Source organism: Rheinheimera faecalis (assembly GCF_021290965.1).
In the GTDB taxonomy this organism is placed as follows: domain Bacteria; phylum Pseudomonadota; class Gammaproteobacteria; order Enterobacterales; family Alteromonadaceae; genus Pararheinheimera; species Pararheinheimera faecalis.
Genome location: NZ_JAJOYT010000014.1, coordinates 74,642 through 91,523, shown reverse-complemented (window position 1 = coordinate 91,523; position 16,882 = coordinate 74,642). Strand labels below are relative to the sequence as shown.

Sequence of the window (16,882 nt, the reverse complement as noted above, 5' to 3'; positions counted from 1 at the left end):
CAATTATGACTTCTGTTCCTCCATTCTTTCTTATTGGGCTTGTCATCTGCGTTGGGTTTCTTGTTATTACCTTGATACCTGCTATTTTCTTAAAGTTGCTAGGGAAGCGTTATCTATTATTTAAAATAAACAATCCATTTCGTGCTATTTATCTGACAGCAATAATTGCGTTTGTTGTTCGAATTCTCATTGCTGCACCTCAAACATCTATTGCGTCAAACGTACACGATTTCCCAACTTTCATTCCGCCTTATCTAATTTGCTTCTTCATTGTTGGCTTCATTATTTTTAGCAGACGACTTGAAGGGGAGTATTACGGGAGAAGGGAAGCAATTATATCCGCCGGAATTTCGCTAGGATGTGTATTGTGGTATTTATTAGTTGAGTTGGCCGTATATGCGTATATTGCAAAAGTCTAACAAGCGCCTTAAACATCGCAGCCTGTGGCCGCTGGACTCGCAACAAGTTGCTCGCTGTTTAAGCGGGCGTTAGCTTACAAGGTTAAATAATGACCGAATCCGAAATCAAAGAAACAGCAAAGGACTATGAGTTTTATTGCTTCGGTACAACACGTATTTTTGAAAAACGAGCAAGTAGCCTAAAGTTTCTACGCACCCTAATAACTTTTCTAGGATTAATTACTCCCATAATGGCTGGCAGCATCTTTCTTTCATTTGGGACCCATGAAAAGCTTACACCATACCTCATAGCGATAGCTGGAATTGCTGCCGCAATCCAACTTGCTCTCTCAACCTGGTCAATAGTTGCAAGGTGGGATGAGTCATACGAATATGCAGTTGAATCATTGCGCAGCAATACGGAGTTATATAACTCCTTTAAATCGCTCCCGGAAGAAAAAGACTCAGCCCGATTACTTGAGCGCTACCAGCAATTAAAAGCACTATATGAAGCTCGTGAGCTAAAAGACCTCGGCCAGAATATTAAAGACAAAGAAAAACGGTTTGCAAATTTTGAGTCCCTGAAATATTACAAACAGAAATGTCAGCTATGCGGCAGCATCCCAATCTCGCAAAAACCGGGAAAATGCACAGCCTGTGGGAATTTTTAAATAGGAGAAAACATGAGTACTAAAGTAAACGAAATCATTCGCCAGATACTTGTATTGAACAACGCCGAAAAAATAGAACTACTTCAAAAACTAAGCAAGGGAGTTCCTGGTGTAGGTATTGAGCATAGAGGCGGTGATTTCATTGGTGAATCTACGGGTTTTACAACCATTAATTTCGCACCAACGCCTGGAGCCTGCCCAAGGTGTGGTAAGTAAGCTAACAAATGGTTCAAATCGTTTGCTACGCTCAAGGGACGAGCTAAAGTCCGCCCCCTAACCAAATGTTAAGTGCAAGGAAAGCTATGGAACTTCAAACAGTTTTAGAAATATCAGGGGCGATTTTGGCCGCATTAGGTGGTGGCGCTGCAATTATCTTTGGTTTTTCCAGTTGGCTTGGAAAAGTATGGGCAAACCGCCTTATGGAAAAAGAGAAAGCAGAACACGCGCATGCTCTAGAGTCTTTAAGAAGTAAGCTAACACATGAAACCGAAAGCTATAAAGTAAAACTAAAGAAATCTGAGTTTCTATTTGAAAAGGAATTTGAAGCGGCGTCGGAGTTCGTGTCCCTTAGACGAAGTTTTCTTCCTACTTACTCGAATCCAGGAATGGATTGGTATGAGGCATGCGATGAAATTGCCCATAGCTTCGGTAAAATAGAGGCGGAATTAGGGAAGTACTTGTCCAAGCATGGTGCAATACTTTCTGAAGAAGTAAAAGATCTAATTAGCTTCTCCGAAGGTACAGCAGCGCAAAATAAGTTTGATATTTCTGGACCGGAAGTTCCGCAAAGTGCGAATAAAGCCGCAGGCGAAATGTTTGAAAAGTTAAATGAGGCAGAAAAATGTTTGATTGCTCAAGTCAGATCGCAGTCAAGCACTTAACAAGCGCATGTTGCCGGACTGGTTTTCCGCTGCGCTCCAAACCAGCCGCAAATACGGGCATCAGCTGCGATTGCCTTCCCTGCCAAGTGATACTATAGTATCACTTGGAATTTAGATCAGGGTAACCCCATGAAAGTTGAACTCGTTACGAACCTCAAACGTCAGGCGACAAAGATTCTGGCAGATCTGCATCTGTCGAAAGAGCCCGTACTGATTACGGAACATGGCCAGCCATCCGCATACCTTGTTGATGTGCAGGATTATGAGTTCATGCAGCGTCGGCTAGCGCTGCTTGAGGGGCTTGCCCGAGGAGAGCGTGCTGTACTTGAGGGAAGAACCTATAGCCAAAGCGAGGCCAAAGAGAAAATGAGTAAATGGCTGAAGTAATCTGGACTGAACCCGCCCTTCAAGAACTGGATGCTATAGCTGAGTACATTGCTTTGGACAATATTGCTGCCGCAAGCGCTCTCGTTAAGGACGTTTTCGACAAGACCGGGCGTTTGGAAACTTTCCCCAAATCCGGGCGGATCCCTCCAGAGCTCCCTGATTCGGTATACAGGGAGTTAGTGGTTCCACCCTGTCGTATTTTTTATCGTGAGGATGAGCAGCGGGTTCTCGTCCTTTATGTCATGCGAGAGGAGCGGCAGCTTCGTGCGTTCATGCTTGGAAATCGCTAACAATCCGCGTCATTCGACGCCTGCGGCCCTGCGAGAAACCTCCCTCAAGTAAAAGTTTCTGCGCAGACGGGCGTTATTACTACTTAATTTAAGTGTTCACTATGCAGCCAGTTAATCAGCTCAATTGCTGGCATCGGCTTGGCGAATAAATACCCCTGAATGAGATAACACTGACGGCTGCTGAAAAATGCCAGTTGTTGTTCAGTTTCTACACCCTCAGCAACACAACTCATGCCTAAGCTGCCTGCCATCGACAAAATCGCTTCGATAATGGTTTCATCGTCTGGATCTATGCCGATGTCTTTGACAAAACTGCGGTCAATTTTAATGGCGTCTATCGGCAATTCTTTTAAATATTTTAATGAAGAATACCCTGTACCAAAGTCATCCAAAGCCAGCTGAATACCCAGTTGGTTCAGCGCCAGCATAGTAGTAATAGCTTTTTCGTGGTCCCGCATCAGGGCACTTTCAGTCACCTCAAAACGCAGGCAAGAAGCGGGTAACTGGTATTTATTCAGCAACTTTTCCGTATGTTCTGCCAAGGACAGCTGTTCTAAATGACTGGTGGATAAGTTCACCGACAAGTACAAATCTAATCCGGCCTGACGCCATTGCTGTAAATCGACCAAAGCCCGTTCCAGCAAAGATAAGGTCATAGGAATAATCAGACGTAAATCTTCTGCCATAGGAATAAATTCAGTCGGTGGAATGAAGATGCCTTTGTGGATCCAGCGCATTAAGACTTCAACGCCTATCACCGACTGACTGCGACAATCCACAATAGGCTGGTAGTAGTTGATAAATTCGCCATCTTTAAAGGCCTGACGCAACTGAGTTTCTTTGGCCAGCTGCATATGGGCTTTTTCGTTCATTTCAGCAATAAAAAACTGGAAGTTATTACGGCCCAGATCTTTGGCGTGATACATGGCAACGTCAGCATGTTTGAGTAATGAATTCGCGTCTGTTGCATCGTCCGGATAAACTGCGATGCCAATACTGGGTGATACGCTGACGGTATGAATACCCAACTGCATCGGCTCGCCAATCGACTGCAGCATTTTGCGTGCAACATGGCTGATATTGTCATCGTTTTTATAGCTTTCCAGCAGCACCACAAATTCATCACCGCCCAAGCGCGCTATGGTGTCTGTTTCTCTTAAAGTGGCACGCAAACGTCTGGCTACTTCCTGCAGCAATTGATCGCCAACATCATGGCCTAAGGAGTCGTTTACCTGCTTAAATTTGTCGAGATCGATAAAGCACAAAGCCAGAGATTTTTTCGCTCGTTTTGCCTGCTCAATGCCATGCTGAATGCGATCCATCAGCAAAGTACGGTTAGGCAAGCCTGTCAGTGAGTCGTAGCTGGCCAAATAACGTAATTCTTCTTCTGCCACTTTTTGCGCTGTGATGTCGGTAAACACCAACACAAAAAACTCTACTTTATCTATATCGCCAATAGCGCTGATATTAATAAGGGTAGGGCGCTCTTTGCCATCCGGCGTATGCACCAACTCTTCACCTTGCCAGTGCTGGTTGACGGTTAAGCCACGTAATAATGCTGTGTAGAAACGACGGCGTTGCAAACTGATACCCAGATGGTGGGTTTTAGGGCTGACCAAATACTGATCCACAGATCCAAATACATCAGCAAAAGACTGGTTTGCAGCTATGACACGCTGACTGGCATCTAAAATAACCACCCAGTCACGGGTTTGCTGGAAAGCTTCACCAAATAACCGGGCTTTTTCCTGGTTTGCTCTGGTTTCGGTAATGTTACTGAAGGTACCTATCACCCGCTCAGGTTGGCCTTTATCATCTACTTCAGCCACTTTACCTATGTCGCGAAACCACAGCCATTTGCCGTTTTTATGCTGCATACGGTAGGTGTGGTCGAAGGTTTTATCCGGTGTTTGCATCAGCTTTTGCCAGGCTTGCTGGTAAGCCTCTTTATCTTCCGGATGCAATAATGACAAGTGCTGGGTCATTGCCAGCGGATTCAGTGCTTCCTGATAGCCCAGCATGCTGTATATCCTGGAGGCGAACATAATATTTTTATGGGCATGCCATTCCCAGGCGCCACTATCGATAGAGTCCAGAGCTTGTTTTAAGCGTTGCTCACTGGCTGTTACTTTGGCGTGGGCTACTTTGAGCATACGTTGTTGTTTTTGCCGGGTTCGCAGGTAAAACAACATCACAATCAAAGAAACAGAAGCATAAGCTATAAAGGCCCAATGGCTAAGCCATGGCGCAGGTTGCACCTGAAGGCGTAAGGTTGCTACTTCACTTTCAAGGCCTGTGACAGGGGACACAGCCACTACATTAAACTGGTAATCGCCCGGCGTCAGTTGTGGAAACATCACTGAGCTTGAGCTTTGCTCAGGAAACACCAAACGCTGCGGGCCATCCAGCCAGTAGCGATAACGCATTTTGCCACTGTCACGGAAGTTCAGGCTGGAATAACTAATGGTTAAACCCTGACTGTCGTAAGGCAAAGTAAAAGACTGGCCAGATAAATCTGTCATCGGACTTTCGATAGGCGATGACAACAAATCCAGCTGAGTAATAACAATTCGGGGTTTGCGTCTGGGTTCAGTCAAGGCCACCGGAGACAACAAATTCAGGCCCCGTATTGAGCCAAAAGCCATTTCGCCATTACTCAAGGTGTCACTGCTTTGACTGATAAATTCGTTACTGGTTAAGCCATCTTTTTTACTGAACTGCTCAATATGCAGAGTATCGACATTAAGCGAAGACACGCCATGTAAACTGGAAAACCAGATATGTCCAAGTTGATCATGGTTGACCGCGTAAACCACATTGGTATTGAGTTTGTTTTTAATGTGAAAATGGTGTTTCAGTTGCATAGTACTGGTATCAAAGGCCAGCAAACCTATATCTGAAGCACTGAACCACAGCGTATTGTTTTTATCCAGCGCCATCTTGTCGGCAAAACGCATACTAAAAGCAGGGTTTGCTTCAGCTTGATACAGCAGCTTCAGTTCGTTCGTTTTTTCATTGTATAACCAGATTTTTTCATAAGCAGATAACACTAGCCATTCAGGTTGGCCTGGCCATTTACCTAAAATAATCCGCACTGTGCTTGCTGGTAGCTTTTTACTTAAGTCTGTCAGTTCGTCCAGTTGACCTGTCTCTGTGCTGTACAGATAAAAACTTTGCTCTGTCAGTAGATAAAAGGGCAGTTGTTGATTCAGCCAACTGCCTGGGCGCGCTGTTTCCAGGACCGTTTTTTTACTGGCATCCTGCAGCTTAGGCTGCTGCAGTTCTTTATGTTGAACTGAAAAATAGTTTAAACCGCTGGACGATAAAAACCATAAGTCATTTGCTTTATCCATCGACAGATTCATGATGGTGCTGGTATGCCAGACCGCTTTTGGATCCGGGTTCACCAGAAAATGCTGAACCTGCTGAGTTTCAAGATTTAATAAATTCAAGCCATTGCGGCTGCCAAGCCAAAGCTCTTCCCTGCTTTTTTCGGCAATAGAAGTAATTTTGTCATTGCTTAGGGCATCAGGGCCTGTCTGACTGAAACTGCGGATAGCTTTGCTGCGAGGGTGCCAATAATAAGCGCCATCAAAACGACTGCCAAGCCAATAACCACCCTGACCATCTTGCTGCAAAGCCACCACATTATCGTCGGATAAATTGAAGTTACTTTCGCTGAATTTTAACACCAGTTCTGTGCTGTTGAGCTCTGGCGTGTAACGCAATAAACCACGTTCTGTGCCTACTAAGAAGTGATCCGACTGAACCTGAATTTGCCAGACATTGGGGCCTGCAATCAGCTCTTTACTGACCGGAGCTTGTCCCGTTTGCAGAAATTGTGTGATTTCATCCTGCTGCAGTTGATACAATCCTTCGACTGTTCCAACCAGCAACTGGTCTTTGTTGAGTTCCAGAGTTTTGACATGACGTTGATAGTCTAATGTTTGCCCTTGCGGTAAATGTGGTACCAGACTGAGTTTTTTAGTGGTTTTGTCATACAGCACTAAACCGTGGCTTGTGCCAAGCAAAATCCATTCTTTGGTATTGAGTACAGTACGGATCAGGGCATGGGCTAAATCCAGATCGGCCAGCTTTGCCAACAGCGTCAACTGGCTGTTGTCTGTCTGATAGCTATACAACTCAGTTCTGCTGCTGAGTAACAAATCATCGTTGTCGGCCTGGGTTAAATTGATAAAGCGGTTTTCCAGTGTCATTGCACCTGGTAAAGATCCATGTAAAAACAGCTGTGCCTGGACTGGATCAAAGGCATACAAACCCGAGCGTGGTGCTAAGGCCCATAAACGTTGTTTTTGGTCTATCAGTAATTTGGTGAAAGCCAGACTTTGTAGCTGCGCAGAGCCCGCGCCTATGATCAGATTTTTATAGCCATCAAAGCGGTTTAAACCTGCATCGGTAGCAACCCATAAGAAACCCTGACGGTCGAGCAATAAGTCGTTGACTGAACCCTGAGATAAGTTTTGATCCGGTGTTAATGGTTGCAATAGCGGTGCGGCCAGAGTGAATTGGCAAAAGCAACCAAGCAACAACAAGCCGCAAACGTAGCGCAATAGGGCTAAAACAGGCAAAACTATTCCTCAGTAGGTCGGTTGTTATTTTTATAGGTGTCAATCTGCTGTAAGAAGCCCTAGAAAATACAGCGAATGGCGCTTAAAAGTCCAGCATAGTTCCAAAGAATTATTACAAAAATTATCAGGTTATTAATAAATAAACCAAAGGCATTGTAACAGGCTGAAAATAAATACAATAAAGGCAGAGTACAACTGAAATTGCCGGTTTAGTTTGAGGGCGCCCAGCACATCACCCACTTGAGGTAAATGCGAAGGTCCAAGGCGCTTGCGCTGATTTTTCTGGTGCTGATAGATCACAGGCCCTGCCAGATTGACCCGCAAGGCAGAGGCTAAAGCACCTAAAATAAGCAGATGAGGTAAACATAATTTCAAAGCAGAAGCTTCACGCCATTGCCGGAATGCTCCTGTAATATCAGTCAGAAACGCCAGTAGCAGGGCCGTGATCAGGCTGGCAGGAAAGCTGGCCCATTGAGTTAACAAAGAAGCAGGGCGACCAAAATAACGGAAGTTGTTTTGTTTATCGTTCCATTGCTGATTACATAGCAACAGCAAACGATAAGCCACAGCAGCTAAACCACCACCTATTAAAAACCAGAAACTGACACCAACCCACTGCTTGGCGGTACGAAGCCACAGCATTTCAATATTAGCTTTGCATAAGCCGGCACTGCTTAAACTTTGAGTTTGACGTAACACCAGAGGTTGCAACAGATCTTTAGCTCTGCTGTTTTGCTGTTGGGTCATAGCCAAAGCTATTTTATGGCTTTGCTGGCGGTAATGGACAAAGTCCAGACAAAAATACAGCAGTAAAGCATCCAGCACTAAAGGCCAGTCGGATAACCAATACAAAGGTGCCAGCAGGGCAAGGGTAGGCAACATCACCAGAGCTAAAGCCAAACTGCCGGATATCAGTTGCTGGCTGGTCGCTCTGTGTGGATCCGGATGAACTTTTGCAGCTAACTGTTTGGCGAAAATGCGGAAAAAGGTTAAAGGCTGGTAATCCTGCGGCAAAAGCACCAGGCTGCCGAGCAACCACATGCTTAGCAGTATCAGTGGATAAGCTGAAAGATCAGCCAGCCAATACGGCATTTAGCTAAGCTGAACCGTTTTAAGGTTTTTCAGAAGCTCCAGCACCATGGCAGAACTGTTTTTAGAGGCGATTTCTAAATAAGCTTCAAAAGAGCTTGGAGACTCTTTGCCTGCGATATCGCTTAAGCTGCGGATCACCACAAAAGGTGTGTTCAACTGATAACAAGCCTGAGCTATGGCTGCACCTTCCATTTCCACTGCGAGCATGGTGGGAAATTGTGCACGGGTTTGAGCAATACGCTCAGGCTGGCACATAAACACATCACCAGTGGTGATTAAACCTTTTTTAGTTTTGCAAAAACCCAGGGTATTGATGCTTTGTTCTGCAGCGCTGATCAAGGCAGGATGGGCCGTAAAAGCTGCTGGCATACGTGGCACCTGGCCAATTTCATAACCAAAAGCTGTGACATCGACATCGTGATGACGCACTTCAGAAGAAATCACCACATCACCTACATTCAACTCCGGGTCAAAACCACCAGCTGAACCTGTGTTAATGACACAATCAGGTTTGAACTGACTGATTAATAAGGTAGTAGCGACAGCGGAAGCCACTTTGCCTATACCAGATTGCACTAACACCACGTCAGTGTCGGCCAGACGGCCCTGATAAAACTCATAATCCGCTAGTTTGACCGTGGTCATATCGCTCAGTTGAGCTTTTAAAATTGCAATTTCCGGCTCCATAGCGCCGATAATACCCACAAGTTGCATCTGCCGATCCTCAAAATTAGAAAGGGCAGATGATACCATCTGCCCTTTCTAAATTATACCCGAACAATAGGCGGGCGGGGGATAAACCACCGCCCCTACAGGGTAAGAGAGTTGAGAGATTTTAGATTGATTTATGAATAGCTATGGTTTTGGCTTGCTGATTATTGGTCAGTTTTCCGGCCTGATAATCGCGGATAGCTTGTTCAATTTCTTCTGGCTTATTCATCACAAAAGGACCGTATTGCACTACAGGTTCTTTGATAGGCTTAGCCGCCAGCAGAATAAAACGGGCTTTGTCTTTTGCTGAGACAGTCACGCTGTTGCCATCAGTCAGCACTGCGCCGTGATGATTCGCAACTCTTAATCCTTCAACAAAAACTTCGCCTTCAAAAGGATAGACATAAGCGTTATGACCAGCTGTGACGGGCAAGGTCAGACTTTGACCTGCTTCTAACTGCACATCCAGATACAGAGGTTCAGTCGACAGGCCGAAAATAGGACCACGCACCGTCTTGCCATTCAGTTCTGTTTCGCCAGCTATAACTTTGACAAAACTTTGCTGCGTCAAATTCACCAGCGGAATATCCGTAGCTGGAATATCAACATAGGCGGCTTCTTTCATTTTTTCCGCGGCAGGTAAATTAATCCACAGCTGAAAACCACGCATCAGGCCTGATTCCTGCTGCGGCATTTCTGAGTGAATAATGCCACGGCCTGCCGTCATCCACTGTACACCACCACTGGTTAAATGACCCTGATTGCCGAGGTGATCTTCGTGCAACATATGGCCATCAAGCATATAAGTGACGGTTTCGAAACCACGGTGTGGATGGGCAGGAAAACCTGCAATATAGTCATCGGCTTTGTCTGAACCAAAAGCGTCCAGCATTAAAAATGGGTCCAGACGCACGCCCTGGCTTTGGCCCAGGCTACGTTTGATTTTTACGCCAGCGCCGTCAGAGGCCAACATGGCAGGGATCAATTGTTTTAAAGTACGGGCTGTCATTTTCACTTCACCTATTCAAGAGTCTGTTGATAAGGTCATTAAAACAGCTCTTTTATCGAAACAATAGCGGATTGTTTTGTATGCATCATTCGAAAAATTTGAATGTTCCCCCGTCGCTCTTGACGCTGCTGCTTTGTTGGCTGGGCGGGCGACCATAAAGGTCGCCCCTACGGAGCTATGCTGGCCTCCAGTTGAAACAAACCCAAGGCCAAAGCCGTATTTTGTTCATGTTTGAGTAGCCAGTCTTTGCGCTCTAAGCCGCCGGCATAACCTGTTAGTGTGCCATTGGCACCTATCACTCTGTGGCAGGGGACAATAATGGTCAGTGGGTTTCGGCCATTGGCAGCGCCTACGGCCCTTACTGCTTTTGGGTTATTTAGCGCATGGGCAATATTGCTGTAGCTGCGAAGCTGCGCAAATGGAATTTTGCTTAATTGTTGCCAAACAGCTTGCTGAAAATCAGTGCCGTGAGCTGCCAGGGGTAAGTCAAACTGCTGTAAAGCTCCGGCAAAATAAGCTTCAAACTGAGCTTTGCAGTCCAGTAGCAATAGATCATTGCTGTGATCCGGTGCGTCACTTGAATCTCTGAACAAGACCGACTCTATGCCTTTTGCATTCGCCGTGATGACCAGAGGCCCTAAAGGTGTGGCAAATTGCAGTTGTTTCATGTTGTTGTCTCCTTCGCTTCAGGACGGGATAAACTAAACCACAGTTGAAAGGTGGCATAACTACGCCAGGGCGCGAGCTGCTCTGGTGTGATATCACCATGACGTTTTAAGGCTTTTTGCACGCCTAAATCACCACCTAACCAAATATCCGGATCGGCAAGACCACGCATTTTGCTGTAAGCCACAGTCCATGGCCCTATGCCCTTGAGTTTTAACCAGTCATCCGGCGTGCTTTGAGGTTCTGCTATCACAGTAGTGGCCAGCTGTTTTAAGGTATCGCGTCTGGCTTGTGGCACTTTCAGCATCAAAAGCTCGTTTTGAATGATGGCTTCTGGCGTTGGAAACAGTTTTTTCTCCGGGTCATCAGGCAGCGGTTCTGCTAATTCAGAGAGTAAACGATTGAGCTGAGTGCGGGCACCTTGCACACTGACTTGCTGACCTAAAATAGCCCGTACCGCTGCTTCAAACGGGCTCCATAAACCCGGCAGTCGTAAACCAGATTCCAGAGAGTCACCAAACACAGGTGTAAGTTGTTGTTCTATCTGCGGCATATTGGCATCTAAATCAGCCAGTTGACGAATACGTTGCAGCACAGAGGTTAACTCTTGCTGGCTGGGCCAATGCAGCTTTAACAACATTACGCCTTCTTTTGCCGGGCTTAATTCAAACCAACCGTGCACAACTCCTTCCTGAGTTGGCCAGCTAAAAGTTCTGCCATAGGCGTTACCTTTCACCCATTCCATGCCTTCCAGTGTACGCTGACGCCAGAAATCCAGCTGAGCTTGCCAGTTCAGTGGCGGACGGTAACTAAGTTGTAATTCAATCACTGATGAAAGTCCTGTCATTTTTTTACGGCGAATTTGGCTGGGGTTAAGCAGCAATTGCTGCTTAAAGGCATCATTAAAGCGCCGGATGCTATGAAAACCACATAAGGCCGCAATCTGATGCACTGGCAACAGGCTTTGATGTAACAGCTGTTTGGCTAAAAGTACCTGCTGATACAAAGCATATTGTTTTGGCGCCACGCCTAAATGCTGCTGAAAGAGTTTACGTAAATAACGCTCACTAATGCCAAGACGGGATGCTAAAGCAGCCTGATCGCCATGCACTAAAGCACCTTCAGCGATCAGTTTTAATGCGCGTCGTACGCTGGTTTCCACGCCAAGCCAGGCCGGAGACTGTGGCGCACTGTCCGGTCTGCAACGTAAACAAGGCCGGTAGCCTGCAGATGCTGCAGCCGCTGCACAGGAAAAGTACGTGACCTGATGTTCAGCCGGAGATTTAGCCGGGCAAATGGTGCGGCAATAAATCCCTGTGCTTTTTACCGCAATAAAAAACAGGCCATCAAAACGGCTGTCACGCGATAAACGGGCTTGTTGGCAGACAACAGGATCAAGCATGGTAAGGCTCATCAGCAAAAACTAAACAGAGTGTACCTTGAGAACAGAAAAAAAGCTGGCCGGATCCGGCACTGAAAGAGAAGCTATTTTCAAGCTAGATACTCATACCCAACTGCAGTTTGAGTACAGGCGGCTATAGTTAAGCTATGCCCTGATGCTCGTGCGAGCAGACATTAATGTGAAGGAAGGCCGTGTGGAACACCACTTTAATGCTCAGCAAACTACAACCTCCGACGAAGACACCTTGGTATTTGCCTCTGATGCTGAAGTTACAGACGAGCAGCAAGCCAGCTGGACTGTGCTAATCGTGGATGATGAGCCGGAAATACATCAAATCACTTTACTAGCGCTACGTGATTTTAGCTTCCAGCAGCATAAACTTCAGTTTATCAGCGCTTACAGCGCAGCAGATGCTCGGCATATTCTTGAGAAAAACAACAACATAGCGCTGATTTTACTGGACGTAGTGATGGAAACCGATGACGCAGGGCTGGTACTGGTGCGTTATATTCGGGAGCAGCTACAAAACCAGCTGGTACGTATTATTTTGCGTACGGGCCAACCTGGGCAAGCGCCTGAACACCGGATAGTGCTGGATTATGATATTAACGATTACCGCGCCAAAACCGAACTGACAGTGCAGCGTCTGACGACCAGTGTAGTGTCTGCATTACGAGCCTATATGGCGATCGAACAATTAGCGCAGCTGAATGAAAACCTTGAACAACAAGTGCAGGCCAGAACAGAGCAGTTGCAAGCCAGTAATCAGCAGTTACAACAATCCCTGGCTGAGCTGGAAGCTGGCGAGAAGGCGGGCAAGCAGGTGCAGTTTAAACTATTACCACCGCCACACTTTCATTGTGCTGAGTATCAGTTCAGCCATGCTTTGTATCCGTCCGAATTTATGAGTGGCGACTTTGTTGACTATTTTTGGGCTGATGATCACAAGGTGGTGTTTTACATTGCGGATGTGTCGGGACATGGTGTGGCCTCTGCTTTTGTCACTGTGTATCTGAAGCGTTTTATCAGCGCCAAGCTGGAACGGTATCAGCGTGCGACCTGCGACCATGTGATTGACCCTGCTGCTGTACTGGCCGAATTAAATAAAGAACTGCTAAAGGATAAGGTCGGCAAATACATAGCGTTGTTTTACGCTGTGCTGGATACCAGAACTGCAGAAATAACCTATGCCAACGCCGGTGCTTTTCCCTGGCCTTTAGTGTTGCAACCCCAGCAAGAACGCTACCTTGAGTTAAAAAGCACACCTGTGGGCATGTTTGATTTTGTCAGTTACACGAATCAAAGCCTGTTGATGCAGGACAACAGCAGCATACTGTTATTTTCAGACGGTATTTTAGATGTACTGCCGCAACAAAGCACCGAACAGAAACTGCAGCATTTGTTACAAAAAAGCTCAGAGCAAAATGACATTGCCGCTTTGTTGCAAGCCTTAGCCATTGATCCAAATCAGCCGTTACCGGACGATTTAACTATACTCAAACTAATCCGGCATCAAGGCTGATGAGTGAGGACTCTATGACAGAGCAAATCCTGTTCGCTTGTGTTGAACACTGCTGTTATTTCAAGTTATCTGGTGAGCTGCGTTACACCAATGCCACTGGCATGGACGACCTGATAGAACGGCTGTTTTCTGCGCAGATCCAGTGCAACCAGCTTGTGGTGGATTTAAACGAAGCTAGTTTTATGGACAGCACCTACATTGGTTTGCTAGCCAGTATGGCTCGGTATTGTCAGCAGCAGGATTTACCAAAACCCACCTTGTTTTCAACTCACCCTCAAGTCAATGAACTGCTGTTTAGCCTTTGTCTGGATCAGGCTTTTGATATTGTGCAGCAGAGCACTGATGAAGAGTTCGATATGACCAGCATAAAAGCTCAGCCTTACAGCGATCAGCAAAAAGGCCTGATGATCCTGCATGCGCACGAAGCGCTGATTGCACTGAATGAAAAAAATAAGACCGAATTTCAGTCGGTGGTGGATGTATTAAAACAGCAGTTAGGCGAATGAGACAAAGATCTCTGACTATACTGATAGCGTTTTTTAACCTTTCACGATCAGCCATAAGGAGACCGTTATGTCCGACGTTCAGGCTATTCCACCAGGCTTTGCTGCTGTATTGCCTTATCTGGTGATTAAAAATGCGGCTGCTGCATTTGATTTTTATCAAAAAGCTTTTGGCGCAGAAACCACTATGCGGATGAATATGCCATCCGGTGCTGTGATGCATGCCGAAATGCGCATCGGCAGTGCAACTTTTATGTTTAGTGAACAAAGTGATGACTGGGGCACTAAAAGCCCGGATATGCTGGGTGCCAGTCCAGTGACCTTAATGATTTATGTGCCTGACGTGGATGCTTTTGTTGAACGTGCCGCAGCTGCTGGTGCCACTGTAACCATGCCAGTATCAGACCAATTCTGGGGGGATCGCAGCGGCTGCCTGCAAGACCCTTTTGGTCATAACTGGATGATTTCTACTCATATCGAAGATGTATCAGAAGAAGAAATGGCAAAACGCTCAGCGCAGATGTTTGGTTAGGCATAACCACTACTGATTAAAACCAAGGGCGCGACAATGCGCCCTTGGCCTTTGAGAGTCCCTGATCCACTGCACTAAAGTACTACCGCGCTTTTTAGCTGTTCCTTCTATAGTTTTTTTCACGCCAAAGCCTGCTGCTGTAGTTGAAATTGATCATTCACGGAAGAGGGGCTGCGTTGCTTCGGTGTTCATCAAAACAATAAAGATAAGGAACAGACGACGTGAAAAAATACTCTTACCCTCTGGCGGCAGTCTTTGCGCTGGCTCTCAGTGCTGCACCAGCCTATGCCGGTAGTTGGCAACAAAATCAGGCTGTGGGCGGTTTTAACAAAGTACATTTGTATACCCCGGATTCAGTATCCGGCATTGGCCAAGGTCGGGGTTTACTGGTGGTATTACATGGCTGTACTCAGTCAGTTGACGCTTATTTAACGGCAAATCTGGCACAAGCTGCTGAGCAGTATGGCCTGATCATTGCGGTGCCAGATGCAATGAATAAAGCAGGTTTTGGTTGCTGGTCCTATTGGCAGGGCACCAGAAATCGCAGCAGTGGCGATTATAAAAATCTGATCAATCTTGCTACCAGCTTGATGGCAAGCCCTGCTTATCAGATTGATCCGAATCAGGTGTATATTGCCGGTTTATCCTCAGGTGCCTCTTTTGCTCATACCACAGCTTGTATTGCACCTGATATTTTTGCTGGTGTTGGTGTGAGTGCAGGTCCAAGCATTGGCACCAGCTCCAATGGTGCTCTTGGTCCTTGCGAAACCGCAGATGTTGCAATGCGCTGTAGCCAATATGCCGGCAGTTATTCCAGTCATTTCACCAGCCAGATTGCTTCTATTGCGCATGGCCGCAACGACACCACAGTCAACCTGTGTTACAACGAGCAAAACGCCACTGGCATGGCTGATTTATACAATGTAACCCGTCTGGCAGGTGAAAACCTCATAAGCAACGGCACTGGCCGCACTGCAGATGAAACTCTGTGGCAGAACGGTCGCGTCTCTATGTTGTGGCTGAATAATGTCGATCACGCCTGGTCTGGTGGTCAGGGCGCCAGCGGCTCTTATATCAATGGTAACAGCATTAACTACGCCAGTTATCTGGGGCAGTATTTTCGTGACAATAACCAAAGGGTCAACCGCAACAGTGCGCCAGAACTGGCTACTATCAATGTCAGTCAAAGCGCTAATCAAATCAGCGTCAGTGGTAAAGCGACAGATGCCGACGCAGACCCGATCAGTATCAGCGCCAGTTTCACGAACAGCATGGCTCAGGTGGTGACTGTCAGTGCAACACCCAACACAACAGGCAACTTCAGCTTGACCAGTCCGGCTTTAGCCAATGACTGGTATCAAATTATAGTCACAGCCACAGATAGTGAGGGTTTGGTCAGTAACCCTTACAGCAGCTCTGTTTTGCTTGGACCACCGCCACCAGCTACTTCACCAGAGTTGAGTGAGCTTGCAGTCAGTGTCGAGGGCCAATGCGCCACAGTCACAGGCCGGGTATTTGATCTGAACCGTGATTTGGCATCAGTCAGTGTGGAATTCAGCACTGGTGCTGTTGTCGCCACTCAAAGCGGAGATCTATTTAGTGCACAGCGTTGTGGTTTAGCGGGAGGGAACAATACGGCTTTGGTGACGGCAACGGATGCTGGTGGCTTATTCAGTTCTGAGTTAGTGAGCTTCAGCATAGATGCAGGACAAAATGCGACGCTGGACCAACACATTGCTGCAGGCCGGTTGAATTACACCAACTACGCCAACTGCTATCTGGAATACAGCACTGCCAGCTTTATTTTGCGTGAGCAAGTCGTTACAGGTGAGCAGTGTCGCTGGCAGGATAATGACGCCAGTTGTTTTGGTCCAACTCAAAGTTGCAGCACAGTTGGCGGAGGGGATGATGGCAGCGATCCAACACCTGAACCAACAGATTGTGTAGAGTTCAGCACCAATAACTACAGTCACAAACTGGCTGGCCGTGCTTACAGCTCAGGTAATATTTATACGCCGAATTATTTCGCTACAGGCAGTAATACAGCATTGGCAGGGTCCACCTGGGGAGTCAGCACTTTATCGTCCAGCAGCAATGGCTACTGGCAGTTGGGTGCTTGTCCGTAGTAGTTAAGTTGTAGCGAAGATCTGAGTAAAAGCAGGGTGAAACCGCGTGTCTTGCCCTGCTTTTATAGCGTGAAACAAGCGGATTTAGCATGGTCTTTTCTCC

16 protein-coding genes are annotated in these 16,882 nt (G+C 46.6%); 10 read left to right on the top strand and 6 right to left on the bottom strand.

Annotation, left to right across the window (positions count from 1 at the left end):
- The 6 genes from LSG34_RS18380 to LSG34_RS18355 all read left to right on the top strand — a co-directional run.
- The coding region (locus LSG34_RS18380; RefSeq protein WP_233010648.1) for a hypothetical protein at window positions 1–419 on the top strand (419 nt) is incomplete at its 5' end.
- Between the two features lie 89 nt (window positions 420–508).
- Window positions 509–1,069 carry a mobilome CxxCx(11)CxxC protein gene (locus LSG34_RS18375; RefSeq protein ID WP_233010646.1) on the top strand — a complete coding sequence of 187 codons (561 nt, stop codon included), beginning with the start codon at window positions 509–511 and terminating at the stop codon, window positions 1,067–1,069.
- A 12-nt stretch (window positions 1,070–1,081) separates the two neighbouring features.
- Entirely contained in the window at window positions 1,082–1,285 is a 204-nt protein-coding gene (locus LSG34_RS18370; RefSeq protein WP_233010644.1) for a hypothetical protein, read from the top strand.
- Between the two features lie 86 nt (window positions 1,286–1,371).
- Window positions 1,372–1,950 (top strand): hypothetical protein, encoded by a 579-nt coding sequence (locus LSG34_RS18365; RefSeq protein WP_233010642.1) that lies wholly within the window; start codon window positions 1,372–1,374, stop codon window positions 1,948–1,950.
- Between the two features lie 129 nt (window positions 1,951–2,079).
- Window positions 2,080–2,337 (top strand): type II toxin-antitoxin system Phd/YefM family antitoxin, encoded by a 258-nt coding sequence (locus LSG34_RS18360; RefSeq protein WP_233010640.1) that lies wholly within the window; start codon window positions 2,080–2,082, stop codon window positions 2,335–2,337.
- Complete coding sequence (locus LSG34_RS18355) at window positions 2,325–2,627, top strand: type II toxin-antitoxin system RelE/ParE family toxin (protein ID WP_233010638.1); 303 nt, start codon at window positions 2,325–2,327, stop codon at window positions 2,625–2,627. The genes LSG34_RS18360 and LSG34_RS18355 overlap by 13 nt, the downstream gene beginning before the upstream one ends.
- A gap of 83 nt (window positions 2,628–2,710) precedes the next feature.
- Here the strand turns inward: LSG34_RS18355 and LSG34_RS18340 are convergent, their stop codons facing one another.
- The 6 genes from LSG34_RS18340 to LSG34_RS18315 form a co-directional block, all read right to left on the bottom strand.
- Window positions 2,711–7,216, bottom strand: coding sequence for an EAL domain-containing protein (locus LSG34_RS18340; RefSeq protein WP_269822960.1), 4,506 nt, complete (start codon window positions 7,214–7,216; stop codon window positions 2,711–2,713).
- 132 nt (window positions 7,217–7,348) lie between these two features.
- Window positions 7,349–8,308, bottom strand: coding sequence for a cobalamin biosynthesis protein CobD/CbiB (locus LSG34_RS18335; protein WP_233010637.1), 960 nt, complete (start codon window positions 8,306–8,308; stop codon window positions 7,349–7,351).
- On the bottom strand, window positions 8,309–9,022 hold the full coding sequence (mtnN, locus tag LSG34_RS18330; protein ID WP_233010634.1) for a 5'-methylthioadenosine/S-adenosylhomocysteine nucleosidase: 714 nt from the start codon (window positions 9,020–9,022) through the stop codon (window positions 8,309–8,311).
- A gap of 121 nt (window positions 9,023–9,143) precedes the next feature.
- The gene (locus tag LSG34_RS18325) at window positions 9,144–10,028 is read right to left on the bottom strand and encodes a pirin family protein (RefSeq protein WP_233010633.1); all 885 of its coding nucleotides are present in this window, start codon (window positions 10,026–10,028) and stop codon (window positions 9,144–9,146) included.
- A gap of 167 nt (window positions 10,029–10,195) precedes the next feature.
- Window positions 10,196–10,696: a methylated-DNA--[protein]-cysteine S-methyltransferase gene (locus tag LSG34_RS18320; RefSeq protein ID WP_233010631.1), complete on the bottom strand. Its 501-nt coding sequence runs from the start codon at window positions 10,694–10,696 to the stop codon at window positions 10,196–10,198.
- Window positions 10,693–12,096 (bottom strand): AlkA N-terminal domain-containing protein, encoded by a 1,404-nt coding sequence (locus LSG34_RS18315; RefSeq protein WP_233010629.1) that lies wholly within the window; start codon window positions 12,094–12,096, stop codon window positions 10,693–10,695. The genes LSG34_RS18320 and LSG34_RS18315 overlap by 4 nt, the downstream gene beginning before the upstream one ends.
- A gap of 193 nt (window positions 12,097–12,289) precedes the next feature.
- Here LSG34_RS18315 and LSG34_RS18310 point away from each other — a divergent pair, with 193 nt between their 5' ends.
- From LSG34_RS18310 to LSG34_RS18295, 4 genes are all read left to right on the top strand, one after another.
- Complete coding sequence (locus LSG34_RS18310; RefSeq protein ID WP_233010627.1) at window positions 12,290–13,618, top strand: PP2C family protein-serine/threonine phosphatase; 1,329 nt, start codon at window positions 12,290–12,292, stop codon at window positions 13,616–13,618.
- Between the two features lie 14 nt (window positions 13,619–13,632).
- Window positions 13,633–14,124: an STAS domain-containing protein gene (locus LSG34_RS18305; RefSeq protein WP_233010625.1), complete on the top strand. Its 492-nt coding sequence runs from the start codon at window positions 13,633–13,635 to the stop codon at window positions 14,122–14,124.
- 67 nt (window positions 14,125–14,191) lie between these two features.
- Window positions 14,192–14,653: a VOC family protein gene (locus LSG34_RS18300; protein WP_233010623.1), complete on the top strand. Its 462-nt coding sequence runs from the start codon at window positions 14,192–14,194 to the stop codon at window positions 14,651–14,653.
- A gap of 221 nt (window positions 14,654–14,874) precedes the next feature.
- Entirely contained in the window at window positions 14,875–16,779 is a 1,905-nt protein-coding gene (locus LSG34_RS18295) for an extracellular catalytic domain type 1 short-chain-length polyhydroxyalkanoate depolymerase (RefSeq protein ID WP_233010622.1), read from the top strand.
- The last annotated feature ends 103 nt before the right edge of the window (window positions 16,780–16,882 follow it).

Bases quoted from the DNA above. Each gene is read 5' to 3' on its own strand.
- LSG34_RS18375 (WP_233010646.1), top strand. From the start codon at position 509: ATGACCGAATCCGAAATCAAAGAAACAGCAAAGGACTATGAGTTTTAT.
- LSG34_RS18370 (WP_233010644.1), top strand. From the start codon at position 1,082: ATGAGTACTAAAGTAAACGAAATCATTCGCCAGATACTTGTATTGAAC.
- LSG34_RS18365 (WP_233010642.1), top strand. From the start codon at position 1,372: ATGGAACTTCAAACAGTTTTAGAAATATCAGGGGCGATTTTGGCCGCA.
- LSG34_RS18360 (WP_233010640.1), top strand. From the start codon at position 2,080: ATGAAAGTTGAACTCGTTACGAACCTCAAACGTCAGGCGACAAAGATT.
- LSG34_RS18355 (WP_233010638.1), top strand. From the start codon at position 2,325: ATGGCTGAAGTAATCTGGACTGAACCCGCCCTTCAAGAACTGGATGCT.
- LSG34_RS18335 (WP_233010637.1), bottom strand. From the start codon at position 8,308: ATGCCGTATTGGCTGGCTGATCTTTCAGCTTATCCACTGATACTGCTA.
- mtnN (WP_233010634.1), bottom strand. From the start codon at position 9,022: ATGCAACTTGTGGGTATTATCGGCGCTATGGAGCCGGAAATTGCAATT.
- LSG34_RS18325 (WP_233010633.1), bottom strand. From the start codon at position 10,028: ATGACAGCCCGTACTTTAAAACAATTGATCCCTGCCATGTTGGCCTCT.
- LSG34_RS18320 (WP_233010631.1), bottom strand. From the start codon at position 10,696: ATGAAACAACTGCAATTTGCCACACCTTTAGGGCCTCTGGTCATCACG.
- LSG34_RS18315 (WP_233010629.1), bottom strand. From the start codon at position 12,096: ATGCTTGATCCTGTTGTCTGCCAACAAGCCCGTTTATCGCGTGACAGC.
- LSG34_RS18305 (WP_233010625.1), top strand. From the start codon at position 13,633: ATGACAGAGCAAATCCTGTTCGCTTGTGTTGAACACTGCTGTTATTTC.
- LSG34_RS18300 (WP_233010623.1), top strand. From the start codon at position 14,192: ATGTCCGACGTTCAGGCTATTCCACCAGGCTTTGCTGCTGTATTGCCT.